The organism is Rhodococcus aetherivorans, assembly GCF_011058165.1.
Classification (GTDB): domain Bacteria; phylum Actinomycetota; class Actinomycetes; order Mycobacteriales; family Mycobacteriaceae; genus Rhodococcus; species Rhodococcus aetherivorans.
In genome coordinates this window covers 1-16048 of the sequence record NZ_JAALEG010000006.1, presented here as the reverse complement: position 1 = coordinate 16048, position 16048 = coordinate 1, and the positions used below count along the sequence as shown (strand labels likewise).

Sequence of the window (16048 nt, the reverse complement as noted above, 5' to 3'; positions counted from 1 at the left end):
CGGGGCCCGGCGTGGGCCGGGCGGGCGGGTCGAGGTCGGGCGGGTCGAAAGCACTGCGGGTGAGAGACTGGCCTCATGTCCGACGTGTTCGAAGTGCCCATCCGCGACGAGTCCATCCGGCTCGGTCAATTCCTCAAGCTGGCGAGCCTGATCGAATCCGGCGCCGAGGCGAAGGAAGTGATCGCCGAGGGACTCGTCAGCGTCAACGGGGAGGTGGAGGTGCGGCGCGGGCGGCAGCTGCACGTCGGGGACGTCGTGGAGATCGGGGCCGCCGCCGCACGCGTGACGGCAGGGGCGTGAGCTATGAGGTGACGGCCTGAAGCGCCGGTGCGACCAGTGCTGCAGTCTCCGAAATCCTCGGTCCCCTGCGACGTTCAGGGGAGACGCCGCACCTGTTTGCCGAGGGCGAACAGACGGCGGGCGAGCCGCATGACGGGAATACCCAGCGGAATCAGGATGATCGTTACGCACAGTAGCCCACCGACGAGCCACACCACCGCCGCAAGGATCCCCACCACCGCCCCGAGCACGGCCGTGAGGATCCCCAGCACCGCATTGAGCAGGCCCTTCAGCGCTCGCATGATGACCTCCTGGTTACCAGTTTGCGCGCATACGGGCCGGGGCGCACTCGTTTTCGGTCGACCTCCCCACACCGGCTCGGCCCGCAGGTGATGCCCGGGTGCGGGAGGCGAAGGCTGTCTCGGAGGTGCTGTCAGTCGGTTTCGTCCGGGTCCTTGTCCTCGCGCCGGTCCAGGATGCCGGCGGTGACGCCGTAGGGCAGGAAGCGCACCGACCGGAGCGGGTCGGTGTTGTTCTTGTGGGCGCGCAGCGCCTCGAGTTCGGTGGGGAAAACCTGCTCGACGCGGGCGGTTCCGTCGCCGTCGAGCGTGTAGATCACCCACACGCCGTCGCCGGTCTCGCCGGCGGTGGGCGGTGCCGGGCGGGTGTGCGGCGCGCCGCCGAGGTCGGGGAAGATGCTCGACCACGGAATCCCGGCGTCCGGTTGCTCGACGAACCGGCCGATCTTGGCGGCCAGGTCCCGCAACCCTTCCCCGGCGTCGCGGAAGACGCGGTCGAGGTCTTCCGGGTCGAATCCGAACGGGTTGTTGTCGCCCATGAGGGCCTCCTGACGTCGCGGGCCGCACGTGCGGCCGTGATCCCTCCAGTGTGGGCACTGCCGCCGAACCTCGCCACCATCGGCTGAGAGGACGGCGGCCCGCGACGTCAGGAGGCGTGTTCGTGCGGCCGGACCGGTTCCGCCTTGCGGCACGCAGGGAGGTCCGCGCCGTTCGCAGCGCCACGAGCGTGCCGGTTCCCTATCGGTCCTCGGCGCGGACGACGATCCCGTCGTGGTCGCTGTAGAGCATCTCGCCCGGGTTGAACGTGACGCCGCCGAACTCCACCGGCACGTTCTTCTCGCCGGACCCGGTCTGGGTGCTCTTGCGCGGGTTGGTGCCGAGCGCCTTGATGCCGATCTCGAGGGTGCGCAGGATGGCCGAGTCGCGGACGGCGCCGTTGACGACGACACCGGCCCAGCCGTTGTCGACGCCGCGGCCGGCGATGATGTCGCCGACGAGGGCGGTGTGCACGCTGGCATCGCCGTCGACGACGAGGACGCCGCCGTTGCCGGGCTCGCCCAGGGTCTGCTTGACGAGCAGGTTGTCCTGGAAGCAGCGGATGGTGGTGATCGGGCCGGCGAAGACCTCGCGGCCGCCGAACTGGACGAACTGCGTGTCGCAGCTGCGGATGTCGGGGCCGATCTCGTCGGCGAGGTCGGCGGTGGCCGGAACGTCGTTGGTGGAGGGTTCGCTCATACCGCCGAGAGTAGTGGGGTGACGGCGTCCACTCGGCGTGGGACGGATAGAGACAGATCATCTGCCTCTTTAGATTTCAAACCGGTAGATTCTTGTATCCTAAGTGCCATCGGGTCTGGGATGGATGACGCACACAGGACGGTGAAATGCCACTCGACGGAAGCTCGACGGTCGTTCGCGTGCCCAAGGCAGGTGAACTGATCGCCGCGAGCCTGCGCCGCCAGATCATCACCGGGGAACTGCACGCCGGCGAGCCGTTGCCGAACGAGGCCGCACTGATGGAACGCTTCGGCGTTTCCCGGCCCACGTTGCGGGAGGCGTTCCGCATCCTCGAGTCGGAAGGCATCATCACCGTCCTGCGCGGCGCCCACGGCGGCGCCCGCGTGCAGGCGCCGGACGGCTCGACCGCCGCCCGCTACACCGGGCTGCTGCTGCAGTACCGGGGTGTCCCGCTGGCCGACGTCTACCGCGCCCGCACCGAACTCGAGGTGGACGCCGTCGGCCTGCTCGCCGCCGCCCCCGCCGGGCGCATCGACACGCTCGCCGAACTGGTCGAGCGGGGCGAGGAACTCCTCGACGACCCCGCCGCCTTCGCCAAGTACGACACCGAGGTGCACCGGGCGGTGATGGAACTCGCCGGGAACCAGACGATGGCGGCGCTCGCGGGGATGCTGCTCGACATCATGGACGCACACAATGCGCTGTACCTGTCCACGCGCGCCGATTCGGCGGAACGTCCCGGGGCGTCCGCGGCGTTGCGTGCCAACCGCAAGCTCGTCACGTTGCTGCGAGGAGACGATGCCGAGGCGGCGCAAGCGTTCTGGCGCAGGCACCTCGACAGCGTCGAGCGGTACATGACGGGTGACTCGGCGACCACGCTCGTCGAGGTGCTGTCCTAGGACCCCGTGCTCCCAGGGCACCGAGCTCCCAGGGCACCGTGCTCCCAGGGCACCGTGCTCCCAGGGCACCGCGTCGAGGGGGAGGTTGCCGCGCCGACATGCGAGTGGGGCGCTACGTAGCGGCCCCCTCGGCGCAGGAAACTCCCGCTCGGCTCAGCGCCCGAATCGTCGCTCGTACTCGTTGCGTTCGCGGTCGGCCCGCACCCGCGCCTTCTCGCCGAGCAGGTTGGGGTCGAGGCCGTGCTGCTCCAGGCGGTGCCGCCGCCAGATCTGCATCAGGGCGATCGCGAAGTACACCAGCGGGATGAAGAGCAGCGCCATCATCGCCAGCGGAATCCACACCGGCCCGGGGATGAGCAGGAACAGCGCCAGGAACGGCACGATCGGCAGGGTGAACCGCACGAGGTAACGCATCGTCGCGCCGGGCCCGACGAGGTCGTTGCGGACCCAGTCCTGGAGCGAGTCGGGGAGCGTGCGGCCGAACAGGTATCCGACGTACTGGGTAAAACTCGGTCGCGCACTACTCGTCATGTATCCGAGGATAGGCCGCCTATCCGTACAGCCCGGTGAGCCGGTCGGAGAAGTTGTCGATGACGATCTTGCGGCGCAGTTTCATGCTCGGCGTGAGGTCCCCGGCCTCGACCGACAGCTCGCGGTCGATGATGGTGAACTTCTTGACCTCCTCCCACCGGTTGAGCTGCTCGTTGAGCTGGTCGATGTACCCGGCGATCAGCTCACGGGTCTTCTCGTCCCGGGCGATCTCCGCGAACGACCTGTCGCCCATGCCGTTCTTCTGGGCCCACTCGTGGATCGCCTCCGGATCGAGGCCCACCAGCGCCACGCAGTACGGCCGGCCCTCGCCGTGGACGATGATCTCGCTCGCGTACGGGCACAGGCCCTTGAAGGTCGCGGCGATGGCGGACGGCGCGACGTACTTGCCCTGCGAGGTCTTGAACATGTCCTTCTTGCGGTCGGTGATCCGCAGGAACCCGTCGGAGTCCACCTCGCCAATGTCGCCGGTGTGGAACCAGCCGTCGTCCTCGAACGCCTCGGCGTCCGCATCGGGACGATCGTGGTAACCGCTCATCACACCGGGACCCTTGATGAGGATCTCCCCGTCCTCGGCGATCTTGACCTCGGTCTCCGGGAAGGGCCAGCCGACCGTGCCGAAGCGGTAGGCGAGCGGTCGGTTGAGGAACGTCGCGGCGGAGGTCTCCGACAGCCCGTACCCCTCGAGGACGATGATGCCGACGGCATCGAACCACTGTGCGACCTCGCGGTCCAGCGGCGCGGACCCGGAGACGAAGAACCTCAGCCGGCCGCCGAACCGCTCCCGGATCTTGGAGAAGACGAGCTTGTCGGCGACCTTGTACTGCAACCGGTCCAGCAGCGACGGGTTGCGGCCCTCCTGCTTGGCCTTCGAGACCCGCGTTCCGACCCCGACGGCCCAGTCGAAGATCTTCTTCTTGGCGCCGCCCTCCTCCTCCATCATCGCCTCGATGCGCGCGTGAGCCTTCTCGAAGACGCGTGGGGCCGCGCCCATGAAGGTCGGCCGCACGACGGCGAGGTTCTCGACGATCTTCTCGACCCGGCCGTCGATGGCGGTGGGCATGCCCACCTGCAGGGGCAGGCTCAGCAGCACCTTGCCGAACACGTGCGACAGGGGCAACCACAGGTACTGCAGATCGTCCGGGCCGAGAATGCCGAGGGCATCGACGGCGGCGGCGGTGTACGTCCACGCCGAGTGCGGCAGCCGAACGCCCTTGGGCTTGCCGGTGGTGCCCGACGTGTAGATGAGAGTGGCGAGGTGCTCCGGCCGGATCTCCCGGACCCGATCCTCGACGACGTTCGGCGACTCCGCGATCAGCTGCCTGCCCCGCTCCTCGAGGTCGGCCAGGGTGATCACCCAGTCCCCGTCCCCGGGGCCGTCGATCACCACCACCTGCTGCACGTGCGGCAGCTGTGCGCGCTGCTCGACGAGCTTGTCGACCTGCGTCCTGTCCTCGGCGACGACCACGCGGCTGCCCGAGTTGGACACGATGAACCCCACGTCGGGAGCCTTGGTGGTGGGGTAGACCGTCGTGGTCGCGGCGCCCGCGCACATCACCGCGAGGTCGACGATCACCCACTCGTACCGGGTCGACGACGCCAGCGCGATACGGTCCTCGGGCTCGACGCCGAGCGCGATCAGCCCGGCCGTGAGCAGGCGGACACGGTCACCGACCTGCTGCCACGTCACGCTCTCCCAGCCGTCGTCCTTCGGGAACCGGAACGCCTCCGTGCCGGGGCTGGCCGCGACACGATCGAGGAAGAGCCGAGCCACCGACGGTGCCCGCTTCTCGATCTTCGAGTGGTCGACGGGTTCGTCGGAGATTCGCAGCGCTGTCATACCCCGAGTCTAGGAAGGCCGCACGAACCGTGGGGAGGGTTTGGCCTGTTCCTTCCGGCGTCCGGTCCACCCTCACCGCGCCTGCGGTGCGCGCCGGGCGGTGCGGAGCACGGCCCGGTCGAGCACGGAAAGGTCGAGGGACCGGTGCGCGATCGGGGGCGGGTCCGTGATCGCGTCGGTGAGCGCGTACAGCTGCCATCGGCCGGGCACCCCGGCGAGCCGGTGCCGGCTGTGCAACGTCGTCGCGTGACTCCTCGATGGGTCATGCAGTCAAGGCGGGGTCTCACGTCCTCGGCAGGGTCGGTGACGGTCTCGGCGGGCTTGTCGTTGCGGGGGCGAGCCGAGACGTCCAGTCAACGCCAACGGCTACCGCGGGATCCTGGGCTTGGATGCCACTTCCGTCGAGGACGGGGCCGGCTGGCCGACCTTTTCCCGATCCCTGGTCGCCCACGGGCTGACCGGGGTGAAGTAGGTGACCTCCGATGCCCTCGCAGGCTGACGTCGGCGATCGGAGCGACCCTGCCCGGCGACTTGTGGCAGAGGTGCCGCACCCCTGCGCGACGAACTTCGCGGCTGTCACGCCGAGGTCGTCGTGGCTGGGGGTACCGCCCGCTTGCGGGGACGATGAAGACCCTGCTGCATTCGGTCTACGACCAACCGGATGGTGCTGAAAATCGCCATTTACGCAGCGATCGTCGCGAACCCCCAGCTGAGCGTGTTTTCGGTCGCCGGGACGGTGTCGGCGCCGCCCGGTACCGTTCCCACCCGTGGATATGGAGACGGAACCGGCCGACGACGGCCAGATCGTGGTGCCCGCGGCCCCGTCCGGGCCCGCACTGCCGGACCTCGCCCCGGCCACCGCCGACCGGATCGCGGAGTCGGTGGCCGCGGCGCGGGCCGCCGGCACCCGCCGCACCTACGCCTCGGCGTGGCGGGCCTTCACCACCTGGTGCCAGCGCGAAGGCCACAGTGCGCTGCCGGCGCATCCGGTCACCGTGGCCGCCTACCTGGTCGCGTGCGCCGACACCGTCACCGAGGCGGGGGGGCGGGCCTACGCCCCGGCGACCCTGGCGCACCGCCTCGCCGCGATCGCCCACCACCACCGCCGGAGCGGACACCCCAGCCCCACCGGCGACGACCTGGTGAAAGCGACGATGTCCGGGATCCGGCGGGACTACGCCACCGCCGGCGAGCGGCCCCGTACCCCGCGGGCCCCGCTGCTCACCGCCGATGTCCTCGCCATCGTCGACAAGGCCCGCGCCAACTGTGCAGGGTGGGCGGACGAGGTGGTCGAACGCCGCGACACCGCGATCCTGCTGCTCGGCTTCGCCGGGGCGTTCCGCCGCAGCGAACTCGTCGCCCTGACCTGCGGCGACGTCGCGCTGCATCGGCTCGACGGCCTGCACATCAAACTCCGGAAATCGAAGACCGATCAGGAGGGCCGCGGCACCGTCCGGGCGCTGCCGTTCACGCACAGCCACACCAGTTGCCCGCCGTGCGCGTGGCTGCGGTGGGCCCAGGTCGTCGCCGCCTTCGACACCGGCGGCCGCCCCGGCGTGATCCGGCTGCTGCGGAACGCGGAGCCGTTCGCGGCGCACGTGTGTCGCGGCACCCGCCCCCGCACCGGTGGCGGGGCGCCGTTGTTGCGCGCGATCCGCAAGAACGGCCACCTCTCGGCCACCGCGTTGTCGGGGGCGGCGGTGCACCACGCGATCTGCCGCCGCGCCGCCCACGCCGGCTACGACCCCGAGATCGTGAAGCAGTTGGGTGGGCATTCGCTGCGCGCCGGGTTCGTCACCCAGGCCTTCCGCAACGGCGCCTCCGCGCACGCCATCATGCGCCAGACCGGGCACACCACCCCCGCGATGCTCGAGGTCTACGCCCGCGAACACGCACCCCTCCTGGGCAACGCTGTCACCAATCTGGGCTTGTAGCGTGAGCATTTCGACCGAGCGACTTGGTGATTCTGCGGAAACGGCAGTGGGCCTGCGGATCCCGGCGCGGTATCGGCACGACTGGGCGTTGTTCGCCGACTGGTGCACTGCCACCGACCAACGCCCGCTGCCCGCCGATCCCGAGGCGCTTGCGCTGTTCCTGCGCGAGCATCCCGCCGCACCCGCCACCCAGCGGCGGCGGGTGTCGGCGATCAACACCGTCCACACCCGCCGCGGCCACCCGTCGCCGGGCCGCAGCGAGACCGTCCGCCGCCGGCTGGATGCCGCCCGCGCCGCCCGGCTCGACCGACTCACCCCGCTCCTGCTGCACAAGGCCGCGGAGCTGCCCACCACCGGCTGGCCGAGCGGGGTGTTCGGCCGCCGCGACGCGCTGGTCCTCGTGCTCGCGGCGACCGGGATGCCGTTCGCGCAGCTGGCCCGGTTGCGCCGCGGCGACATCCGCCTCGACGCCGGCACCCTCGTCGCCACCACCGAGGGCGACGAACGGTTCTGCCTGGCACCGGAGTCCGGCACCGACGAGAGTCCGGCGGTGGGGGTGTACCGCAGGTGGGCCGAGATCCTGACGTTCCTCGACGCGTACCCGAACACCGACCTGCTCGCCCAGCACCTGACCGACCCGGTCGCGGTGGACCAGGTCGCGCTCACCGACCGGCAGGCCCGGCAACCCCTGCTGGCCCCGATCGACCGCTGGGGCCACCTGCCGCTGATGCCGCAACCGATGACCGCGCAGTCCCTCGCGTCGCTGGTCCGCGACCACCTGTCCGGCCGGGCGCGGGCGCGTGCGCCGCTGCCCCTGCGCAAACAGAGAGACCGGGACGATGACCCGAACGTCCGGCTCGACACCGAAATCGACCTCGATCCGCACTACTACGAACGGGGAGTTGCCGCCCGCCGCCAGGCTCGCGACAGCCTCGACGGTCTCACCAACGTCTTCGACGACATCGACGCCCGCGCCGACGCCCTGCTCGATGAACTGCTCACCGTGCTCGATGCGCTGTGATCGTTCGGTTGCCTCTGCGTGAGGCCCCGGCCCGCAAGAGCGGTCTCCACCGCCGGGGGCGTCCCTCGATCACCGCCGACCCGCCCGGCACCGGCGGCGATGTCAACGTGGAGCACGCGCAGCGCAGCGAGCATGAACGACATTGACATCGGTCTCGCGCCGGGCGAACCCTTCACCGGACCGAGGGACGCCCGGCCCAACGGGAGCGAGCTCACGACAATTCGGGCGTCACTCCATATCGTCTAGCTGGTGGAGAAGAAGCTGGGCTTACCTGTGAAACCTGCAGATACCGACCACAATCCGTCGGCTCCGGCCGGAACAGCAATGCAGGTGTTCCCCTCCGCGATACCACCGGGATAGACCTCGTCCACGTCATTGAGGTTATCGGGGATCACGCCGCAGCTGTCGCTGTACGTCTTGTTGTCCGAGCCGACGAACTTGATCGTCAGATCGGTCCAGGCGAGTCCGGTGTCATCACCGGTATAGGTTGCCGTGACCGGCACGATCCAAAATTCCATTCCCGGCGCCGGAGGATCGTTGAACGGGTTTTCGGCGCTGACCTCATCACCGGCCTCGCGTGGAGTACCAAGGACGATGTTCCACTCGTCGTTGACGACCGTCGCGCCGATGGGAAGGGGGTTGTCCCGGCTGCCGGGGGCGTCTTGGCTGTCGCCGCTTGTCACGGGGCTATCGCCGGAATTGGATTCGGCTACCGATAGGTCCGATCCGCCGAACGCTTCGTCAACAGCATCTGTGACCACGGTGAAGAAGACGATGAAACCGACAATGGTGCCCACGATCGCGATGATGACTGCAGCGATGCTTGTGCCTTTGGCCTTGCCGGATTGGAATAGGCCCACGATGCCGAGGATGAAAGCGATCGGGAGCAGAATCCACCCGACGATGAGAGCACCGGGAATACAGGCAAAGACGAAGCCGATCACTGCCGTGATGACAGCAATCAAGCCGACGGTGTTCTTCTGCTTCACCCGCTGCTCAGGATTCGGGGGGTAGGCGGCGTAATCTGACGGCGGCAGGTTCATAGTCGTGTCCTCTATCAGTGTCATGTTTCTGTCGCGCGGAGAAGCCGTCTGCGCCCAGAGCAATGCTGCTCTGGGCGATCCGACATCCACCTGCGACTGCCTTGTTTTCGAGACGTACTCCCCGAAGTACTTGCTCAGATGTAAGCAGACACCAGTGACAAACACGAAACGCGTTCCCCGACAGATGAGTGATTCCCTGGCGGGTTGAGGACGGTCCCCGGCAGTCTTCCAGGGACCGTCGTTTTCGCGATGAGTGGGTTTCCGGGCACCGGTCAGCGTGGTTACCGGCGCGGACGCGAACCATCGGTTCAGGTCATTCGTGGTGTGCTCGACCTGCACCGATGGAAGGACTGTGGTTGACGTAAGAGCGCAATATCGGCCAGTAAAAACGACGGACAGCCGATGTTGGGCGCGATGAGCGCGCGAGGTGTCGGAGTGCTGGACGTTGCCCCGCGAGCGTGTCGCTGAAGTGATGCCCACGCAGGGCTTCAGGCGATGGCCCAGGTCAGCAGGTCGAGCAGACGCACGTCGGTCAGGGTCGCGATCCGGCGTACCTGTTCGCTCTCGGACTGCGCCAAGCAGCGGCGGAACAGCGGGAGGGCACCGCTGTCAAGGTTGGCGCACAGGTCGTCGCGGATGGCCGCCCAGAACATCGCTCGTCGCCCGCGGTGGGGGTATCGGGTAGCTGCCACCCGAGCCTGGGGCCGGTAGCACGCCATGACCTTCGAGTCGAGGATGGGGAACAAGCCCGGGCGTTTGAGGTGCAGCACCTTGCTGATCTTGGCCACTCCCACCTGTCTCGGAGCGGCGGTGCGGAAATACTCGTAGAGCGCTTCGGCACCGTCGTAGAGTCCGCCGGTGACGTTCGGGTCGGCGTCGACCAGCCGCGCCTCGCCGGGCACCGCCGCCCACGGCGCATCGACGGCGGTACGGAGGAACCAGTCGCGTTGGGCGTGACTGATCCGGGACCGCACCTTGTGGGTGCGGGCGATGTCGTCGGCGGTGATCGCGTCGCCCGGTCCGGGCCCGGGCATGTCGTAGCGGGCCACGGTCACCTTCGGATAGGCATGGGCCTTCGCGACGGCGGTATCGATGTCGAGGCTGCGCCCGGCGAGCACCAACACGGTGGCCCCCGCATCGTCCCCGGTGCGGGTCACTGCTCTCGCTCAGCGGCCGGGGCCGGGTCGGTGTCGTCGCTACCGGGTGGCTGTTTCGGTTCCACCCAGGTGGCCACGGCGCCGGCGCCGCGGGCGAGTCGGCGCCGGCCAGCGGTGACCGCGGCTCCGGTGCGGGTGCGCGCTGCGGACCAGGCCTCGCCCAGGGTGGCGTGGCGGGCACCGGTCCACTGCTCGACCTGCAGGTTCCGGGCCGCGATGAACGCCTCGACCATCGCCGCCAATCCGTCGCGGTGTTTGGTCAAGGCGCGGCCGGCCAGCTTGTGATGCGCTTCGCCGGGACTCAGGACCGCGTGGTGGTCAAGGACCTGTCGCAGCCGGGCGGCGAGGTCGGTATCGGCGGTGTACTGGTCGGACAGGGTCGCCCGGGCGCTAACGATGGTCTGCGGCAGATGCTGCGGTTCGATGGTCTGCACCTGCACCAGACGCAGCCGCTGCCACAGGAACAGCGACTGTTGGGCCACGATGAGCAACTGCAACGTCTCGAGCAGTCGACCCTTGCGCAGCACGTCGGCGAGCTGATCAGCCCGCGTACCGGGGGAGGCCTTGTCGTCGAGCGCGTCCAGCAGCTTCTGGGCGTGGAACCGCAGACGTTCGACCCCGACCTCGAGGTCCGCCCCGAGCGCGGCGATCGAGGACCAGTCGGTGGCGGTCAACGCAGCGCCGTCCGTGAGAGCCTGTACCCGGCGGGTGAGCAGCCGGTGGTGGCCGTAGACGTCGCCGAGCCGTTGCGCGGACGCCAGCCGCAGGATCTCATCGACGGAGTCCTCGATGCGATCGAGGTGCTCGTCGATCCGGTCGAACTGCGCCGCGATCGCCATCTCGAGGCCTGCCAAGGCCGCCGCGGCCGGGCCGAACGCCGCCGCGGCCGGCGGCGGAGCGATCCGGGCGTGGGAGAGGATCTTGCCGGTGCCGGCATCGCGCACCATCCGGTGGAAGGTGACGGTGGTGCCCGCGGTGGCCTTGGCGGCGAATTGGCGTTGCATCGCTGTGCCGATCGCATAGGCCGTCGAGACGGTTCTGGTGGAGAACAGTTCCGCGCTCATTCGGGCCAGGGTGTCGTTCGGTGCGGTCGTCACGGTCGCGAGCGGGGTGTCCCACTGGCGGCAGAACTGCTCGATCGCGTCGCCGGTGCCGACGACGGCGGTCCCGAACTCGTCGGCAATGACCATCAGGTCCGCCTCGGGTGAGGGGGTCGTCGCCTCGTCGCGCTCGGGCTCCTCCGATTCGAACTGTTGCACCGCGCTCACGTTCCACATCCTTACTTCCTCGGTTCTCACTGCCCCGACAGACCACTGAGGTCATCGTGCCGTACCGCTGTGACGTCACACCGTGCAGAGGATGTGGTGCGCCGAGACCGTGTCCCGGGGAAATCGTGAGCGGCACCAGGGGTTCTGTACCCGTCGACGAAGCTGCGAACGGGGAGGTATCAGGGCAGCTCGGAGCGGATCTCTGCACTCGCCCGGAACCACCGCGCGAGGTACGGGTCGGTCAGCATCTCGGGGTGGGTGCGCAGGTGCTCGACGAACCATCCGGTCAGACCGTCCCATCGGGTGTGGTCCCCGGGCGGTACGAGGGTCCAGCCGAGTTCGTCGAGCGTCCCGTTCGCCTTGGCGGAATTGTGCAGCATCGAGGTGCTCACCCAGTTCGACTCCTCGTCGGCGCCGCCCCGGGCGACCGGCACCGGATGATCGAGGGTGGGGAACAGCTCCCAGAACGCGATGTGGGACTGCGACATCGCCCAGTGCGGATCGAAGGGGAATTCCGTCGGCACGAGCAGCGACAACGCCCGGAGGGCGCCCGGGATGCCACCAGCTTCGTCCCCGAATAGCGGTCGAGGAATCCGTCGCGGTAGAAGATGTGCAGGCTCTGCCGCTCGGTGTACCGGCGCGCCGTCTTCGCCGCCGGGGTGACCGGGTACTCGGTGCGCAGCACGTGCCGGGCCTGGTCGAGGTCGCCCGCGTCGATCGCGGCGGTGGCGCAGGCGAGGATGCCGGCCTTGCCCTCGGGCGGGACGTCGGAGGTGTCCGCGAGTGGGTCGGAGCTGCCGGGCGGGATCGACACGGGAACGATCGTAGAACCACCGGTGAGATCGTCCTCCCTGTCTCGACGGTCCTCCTAACATGAACTGAACAGGCACAATTCCGAAGTTTGTTGGATTTTCGGCGAGTGCTACGGAACCCCGGGAGTGTTCAGCCCGTCTTACGGGCTCCTCGTCGACCGCCGGCGATTACGCCGACGACGCCGGGCACTGTGGTGCGACCGCCGTTGCCAGGGAACAGTCGTGCACTGATCGCCCCCGCGGAGGGAAGGTCGTGGACCGGGTACTGCGGGGAAGGCGTCTTGCGGATCTCACCGATGGTCAGGAAGTCGCCTACTTCGAGGTCGGCGAACGCATTGACGATGTGCTGGCCGATGTCACGGCGCGTCGATGGCGCGGCGGTACGTGTCGAATCCCGCTGCGGTGGGTGGTCAGGGCCCCGGCCGCGATCCGGCATGAGGTCTCGCTCTGCCTCGGTGACGCGCCGAGGTGAGTCGCCATGCCCGGCGGGCCGGGGCCAGATCGAGGTCGCTGCGTGCGCCAGCATCGCGGAGCGGCGTTCGATCCAGGTGGTGGTCCAGTCTGTCGGCAGTGATCTGTTGAGCGTCAGGGCCGAGTGTGCGAGCAGATGCTCGCGTTTTTTGCTCCATGCTGCGTTCGACAGGCTGGAGTTGAGTTTCCCGGTGATCAGCGTGAGGTTGCCGATCGTGTCGAGCAGGGTGTTGCGGCGCTCTTCCTCGTCCTCGGCTCCCGCCGGATCCGCGGGCAGCGCCCAGTGCTCGTGCCAGCTGCGGGGCATCAGGTGCTCGACCGACAGTTTCGAGCTGGGGGGTATCGGCTCGGTGCGGTCGGTGGTGAGGTGCTGTTCGAACGCCAGCAGCAAGCGCTGCAGCCGGTCCCGTTTGAACAGCCGGTACAGAGGAAGGCTGCGCAGCGCGTCCCGCAGATCGCTGTCGCTCGGCCACAGGCCCGATTCCGAATCCTGGGACGTCAGGAACTGCTCGATCACCCCGCTGGCGGGCCCCTCGGAGGCGGACAGGCGCCGCAGGAGTTCGAGGAACAATCGGTTGTAGTTTTTCGAGGTGAGCCGGCAGATGGCGCGGCGCACCACATACGCCTCCAGGAGCGTGAGGGCGCGTTGCCGATCGGCACCGTCGGTATGGGCGAACAACCACAACAGGACCGGGGTGATCGTCTGGGTGTCGGCGATCTCGAGTCGGGTGAGGCACCCCTGTTCGGCATCGGTGCCGATGTGTCCGGTGTCGAGTTGGTCGTAGATCCGGGCGTAGCGAGCGAGCTCGGTCAGGAAGTCCTCGGCCCGGTCGGCGTCGCTGCCGAAGTAGGCACGGGCGGCAGTGAACAGCTGATGGGATTGGACTTCCCGATGCAGCAGCACGGTGAGGAAGAACCCCACGTAGATATCCAGCCGTGGACGACGGAGCCGCCCGAGACGCACCTCGGTCTGCCACTGCGGCAGCTCCAACGGTTCCCAGTACTTCTCGTACAACATGTCCACGGGCCGGCCACTGTCCTGCAGCGTCCGAAACAACGCGTTCTTGATCAGGTCGGAGGCTCGAAGCGCTGTCCCTCGTGCGTTGAGGGTTTCGAAGATGACCTGTGCATTGTCGTCGACCCCGAGATCGATCACGACCACTTCGAGGTGTTCGAGCAGCACCTCGGCGAGACCGTCCAGGATGGTCTCGGACTCGTCTTCATCGCTTCGAACAAGGAAGGCGTCGATCTGTTCGCGGAAGAAGACATATGCGGCCGCGATGCGGGGCAGGGCCGGATCTTGGGTGCTGTCGCGGTAGTCACCTCGCATGACAGCGGTGTAGGCGCTGCGGTCACGGTTGGTCGGCCACAGTTTGAACTCTTCGTCGGGACTGTCGACGTAGTCCGCGTCGTTTACCAGGGTCTTGGTCAGACGGCTCAGCAGGCGTGTTTTGACGCCGAGGGCACGGTAGGCGTCGCGGAGCGCAGCGATGAGGATCTGCAGGGTGGTCAACCGTTGTTGTCCGTCGATGACCTCGCGGACTTCGAGGCTGCCCAGGGCGCCACGTTTCTGTTCGAGCACGATGGCGCCGAGAAAGTGGGGCGCGATCTCGTCCTCTTCACGCTCTTCACGCCGGTCGAAGGTGGTGATCACGTCCTCCCACAGCGGAGCCCATTGTCCGTCTTCGTCCCAGACGTACGGACGCTGAAACAGGGGCACCACCAAGCGCACATCGCTGCGAAACACCGTCTTCAGTCGGCGCGGATGCGCTTCCACGGTTCTCCTCCTGCATCATCACCCCATCTGCCCACTTCATGATCACACGTTCCCGGTACAGCGCTACGCCGCTCTGAGACCTCAACGACGAGCCCAGTGATGGGTTCGGACCTGCTGGGAACGTAGGGGAACGGCGGCAGAGAGGGTCGGTGTGCTTCACCGCCTCGTCGATGCGGTGCTGAGCCGGTCCGCGGTCTCGGCCCACCGCGGGAAATTTACCCGGTTCGGCCTCAACGACGGCACCGTCGTCGACTGTTCCCACGCGGAAAGGGCCGAGATGGGTGCTCACCGTTCGATAGCCGAAAGCTTGAGGAGAATCCGTGCAGGTGGGTACGGCTCCACCTTGCCAGGGCCTTCTCTGCAACCGCGACACTGGTGCGTATGACCAATGACGATGTAGCTGGCACGGAACCGGTCCAGTTGGGTGGGCGGGCACCGAGCTCCCTCGCCAGAGGGGCGGCCGCCGAATTGTTCGTCGCCGCCCGGATCGCCCTGTTGGGGTATCAGGTCTACCGGCCGCTGGCCGATGACCGAGGGGTGGACCTGGTCGTGGACGTCGCCCGGGGTCGCCACGTGATGGTCCAGGTCAAAGCCATCCGGGTCACCAGCGGGTACGTCTTCATGCGTAAGGCGACATTCCCGCTCGAGTCATGGGTGGTGTTGGCCTTGGTGGTGTTCGACACCGACGACGAGCCGCACCTGTTCCTGATCCCGGCCACCGAGTGGTCCGATCCGCACCCACCCCTGGTCAGCCGCGACTACGTCGGGCTCAAGAGCGCCCCCGAGTACGGGGTAAGCGTCCGCAAGCGTTGGCAGCAGGACCTCGCGGCCTGGACGGCGACACCGCCGCACATCGAGCAGGTGCTGGAGAACGCCCACCCGGACCGGTGATCATCCCCGTCCGGGTGCCACCGCCCGGGACCACAGGTGGAATCGACCCGGCGCTGTTCTGCTTAGCGAGTCGTGTCGCCGCACCGTAAACCCTGTGCCGGGCACCCCCCGGGGATCGATCGCGCCGAGCAGATTCTGCGCCTTGCACGCCAGAGTGGGGCGGGCACGGGGAGGACCTCCGCCTGGTACGTGAGCGCTGGTACGGGAGCGCATTGCGGGGGTAGCCTGCTCGGTCGCCTATCCGCAGGCCCGCTGCCCTCGAAACAATGCGGTCGTCAGCCGGCCGCGTCGGTGCCGCGCTGCAACTCGCCGATGATGTCGGCCAACTGGGAATGCTTCGACAACCGGTTCGCCAGATCTGCAGGGCTGGCATCGCTCTTCCAGTGCTGCCGAACGTACGTGTCTTGGGGCCCCATGCGGGTTCGCAGATGGCGGGGGGCGCGGGGGTTGCGTCCATCAGGATGGTGTACGAGCCGGATCGGATCCCGATGACCGGCGTGTCGTAACCGAACGAAAGACGGTCACCGCGTGATTCTTCGAGAGAGCTACCAACTCGACTCGACGAAAGAGCA

17 protein-coding genes and 1 pseudogene are annotated in these 16048 nt (G+C 68.1%); 6 read left to right on the top strand and 12 right to left on the bottom strand.

Going from position 1 to position 16048, the window contains the following annotated elements; genetic code table 11:
- Positions 1–75 precede the first annotated feature (75 nt).
- On the top strand, positions 76–300 hold the full coding sequence (locus G6039_RS03960; protein WP_029546849.1) for an RNA-binding S4 domain-containing protein: 225 nt from the start codon (positions 76–78) through the stop codon (positions 298–300).
- A gap of 74 nt (positions 301–374) precedes the next feature.
- On the opposite strand, the gene G6039_RS03955 is transcribed toward G6039_RS03960, so the two are convergent.
- The 3 genes from G6039_RS03955 to rraA all read right to left on the bottom strand — a co-directional run bounded on the left by G6039_RS03955 (position 375) and on the right by rraA (position 1814).
- Positions 375–581 (bottom strand): hypothetical protein, encoded by a 207-nt coding sequence (locus tag G6039_RS03955; protein ID WP_006931527.1) that lies wholly within the window; start codon positions 579–581, stop codon positions 375–377.
- 131 nt (positions 582–712) lie between these two features.
- Complete coding sequence (locus tag G6039_RS03950; protein ID WP_029546850.1) at positions 713–1117, bottom strand: hypothetical protein; 405 nt, start codon at positions 1115–1117, stop codon at positions 713–715.
- A 199-nt stretch (positions 1118–1316) separates the two neighbouring features.
- Positions 1317–1814 carry a ribonuclease E activity regulator RraA gene (gene rraA / locus G6039_RS03945; protein ID WP_043796963.1) on the bottom strand — a complete coding sequence of 166 codons (498 nt, stop codon included), beginning with the start codon at positions 1812–1814 and terminating at the stop codon, positions 1317–1319.
- A gap of 146 nt (positions 1815–1960) precedes the next feature.
- Between rraA and G6039_RS03940 the strand changes: the two genes are divergently transcribed.
- Complete coding sequence (locus G6039_RS03940; RefSeq protein WP_006931543.1) at positions 1961–2713, top strand: FadR/GntR family transcriptional regulator; 753 nt, start codon at positions 1961–1963, stop codon at positions 2711–2713.
- A 153-nt stretch (positions 2714–2866) separates the two neighbouring features.
- Here the strand turns inward: G6039_RS03940 and G6039_RS03935 are convergent, their stop codons facing one another.
- From G6039_RS03935 to G6039_RS03925, 3 genes are all read right to left on the bottom strand, one after another.
- Positions 2867–3244 (bottom strand): DUF5313 family protein, encoded by a 378-nt coding sequence (locus G6039_RS03935; protein WP_006931544.1) that lies wholly within the window; start codon positions 3242–3244, stop codon positions 2867–2869.
- Between the two features lie 19 nt (positions 3245–3263).
- On the bottom strand, positions 3264–5102 hold the full coding sequence (locus G6039_RS03930) for an AMP-dependent synthetase/ligase (RefSeq protein WP_043796962.1): 1839 nt from the start codon (positions 5100–5102) through the stop codon (positions 3264–3266).
- 72 nt (positions 5103–5174) lie between these two features.
- Complete coding sequence (locus G6039_RS03925) at positions 5175–5339, bottom strand: hypothetical protein (RefSeq protein ID WP_162472571.1); 165 nt, start codon at positions 5337–5339, stop codon at positions 5175–5177.
- A 115-nt stretch (positions 5340–5454) separates the two neighbouring features.
- Between G6039_RS03925 and G6039_RS03920 the strand changes: the two are divergent.
- From G6039_RS03920 to G6039_RS03910, 3 genes and pseudogenes are all read left to right on the top strand, one after another.
- Positions 5455–5798: pseudogene (locus tag G6039_RS03920) on the top strand (transposase); the annotation flags it as partial.
- A 71-nt stretch (positions 5799–5869) separates the two neighbouring features.
- Entirely contained in the window at positions 5870–7036 is a 1167-nt protein-coding gene (locus G6039_RS03915; RefSeq protein ID WP_043796961.1) for a site-specific integrase, read from the top strand.
- 1 nt (position 7037) lies between these two features.
- Positions 7038–8057 carry a hypothetical protein gene (locus G6039_RS03910; protein ID WP_029546854.1) on the top strand — a complete coding sequence of 340 codons (1020 nt, stop codon included), beginning with the start codon at positions 7038–7040 and terminating at the stop codon, positions 8055–8057.
- Between the two features lie 242 nt (positions 8058–8299).
- Here the strand turns inward: G6039_RS03910 and G6039_RS03905 are convergent, their stop codons facing one another.
- The 5 genes from G6039_RS03905 to G6039_RS03885 form a co-directional block, all read right to left on the bottom strand.
- Positions 8300–9439: a DUF308 domain-containing protein gene (locus G6039_RS03905; RefSeq protein WP_152104011.1), complete on the bottom strand. Its 1140-nt coding sequence runs from the start codon at positions 9437–9439 to the stop codon at positions 8300–8302.
- A 149-nt stretch (positions 9440–9588) separates the two neighbouring features.
- Positions 9589–10257: a DUF6308 family protein gene (locus tag G6039_RS03900; RefSeq protein WP_029546856.1), complete on the bottom strand. Its 669-nt coding sequence runs from the start codon at positions 10255–10257 to the stop codon at positions 9589–9591.
- The gene (locus G6039_RS03895; RefSeq protein ID WP_043796956.1) at positions 10254–11534 is read right to left on the bottom strand and encodes a hypothetical protein; all 1281 of its coding nucleotides are present in this window, start codon (positions 11532–11534) and stop codon (positions 10254–10256) included. Before G6039_RS03895 ends, G6039_RS03900 begins: the two co-directional genes overlap by 4 nt.
- A gap of 170 nt (positions 11535–11704) precedes the next feature.
- Positions 11705–12013 carry a hypothetical protein gene (locus tag G6039_RS31185; RefSeq protein ID WP_331272269.1) on the bottom strand — a complete coding sequence of 103 codons (309 nt, stop codon included), beginning with the start codon at positions 12011–12013 and terminating at the stop codon, positions 11705–11707.
- Positions 12014–12467: 454 nt separating this feature from the next.
- On the bottom strand, positions 12468–14585 hold the full coding sequence (locus G6039_RS03885) for a DUF262 domain-containing protein (protein WP_029546858.1): 2118 nt from the start codon (positions 14583–14585) through the stop codon (positions 12468–12470).
- A 381-nt stretch (positions 14586–14966) separates the two neighbouring features.
- On the opposite strand from G6039_RS03885, the gene G6039_RS03880 reads away from it, so the two are divergent.
- A complete protein-coding gene (locus tag G6039_RS03880; protein ID WP_152104010.1) occupies positions 14967–15476 on the top strand; it encodes a DUF4365 domain-containing protein in 510 nt (169 codons plus the stop codon).
- A gap of 275 nt (positions 15477–15751) precedes the next feature.
- Here the strand turns inward: G6039_RS03880 and G6039_RS03875 are convergent, their stop codons facing one another.
- Positions 15752–15892, bottom strand: a complete 141-nt coding sequence (locus tag G6039_RS03875; protein ID WP_161780423.1) for a hypothetical protein — start codon at positions 15890–15892, stop codon at positions 15752–15754.
- Between the last annotated feature and the right edge of the window lie 156 nt (positions 15893–16048).

What these genes read in the sequence shown, in the direction of transcription:
- G6039_RS03880 (WP_152104010.1), top strand. Translation starts at nt 14,967, where the DNA reads ATGACCAATGACGATGTAGCTGGCACGGAACCGGTCCAGTTGGGTGGG.
- G6039_RS03935 (WP_006931544.1), bottom strand. Translation starts at nt 3,244, where the DNA reads ATGACGAGTAGTGCGCGACCGAGTTTTACCCAGTACGTCGGATACCTG.
- G6039_RS03940 (WP_006931543.1), top strand. Translation starts at nt 1,961, where the DNA reads ATGCCACTCGACGGAAGCTCGACGGTCGTTCGCGTGCCCAAGGCAGGT.
- G6039_RS31185 (WP_331272269.1), bottom strand. Translation starts at nt 12,013, where the DNA reads ATGTCGCAGTCCCACATCGCGTTCTGGGAGCTGTTCCCCACCCTCGAT.
- G6039_RS03960 (WP_029546849.1), top strand. Translation starts at nt 76, where the DNA reads ATGTCCGACGTGTTCGAAGTGCCCATCCGCGACGAGTCCATCCGGCTC.
- rraA (WP_043796963.1), bottom strand. Translation starts at nt 1,814, where the DNA reads ATGAGCGAACCCTCCACCAACGACGTTCCGGCCACCGCCGACCTCGCC.
- G6039_RS03895 (WP_043796956.1), bottom strand. Translation starts at nt 11,534, where the DNA reads ATGTGGAACGTGAGCGCGGTGCAACAGTTCGAATCGGAGGAGCCCGAG.
- G6039_RS03955 (WP_006931527.1), bottom strand. Translation starts at nt 581, where the DNA reads ATGCGAGCGCTGAAGGGCCTGCTCAATGCGGTGCTGGGGATCCTCACG.
- G6039_RS03950 (WP_029546850.1), bottom strand. Translation starts at nt 1,117, where the DNA reads ATGGGCGACAACAACCCGTTCGGATTCGACCCGGAAGACCTCGACCGC.
- G6039_RS03875 (WP_161780423.1), bottom strand. Translation starts at nt 15,892, where the DNA reads ATGGGGCCCCAAGACACGTACGTTCGGCAGCACTGGAAGAGCGATGCC.
- G6039_RS03930 (WP_043796962.1), bottom strand. Translation starts at nt 5,102, where the DNA reads ATGACAGCGCTGCGAATCTCCGACGAACCCGTCGACCACTCGAAGATC.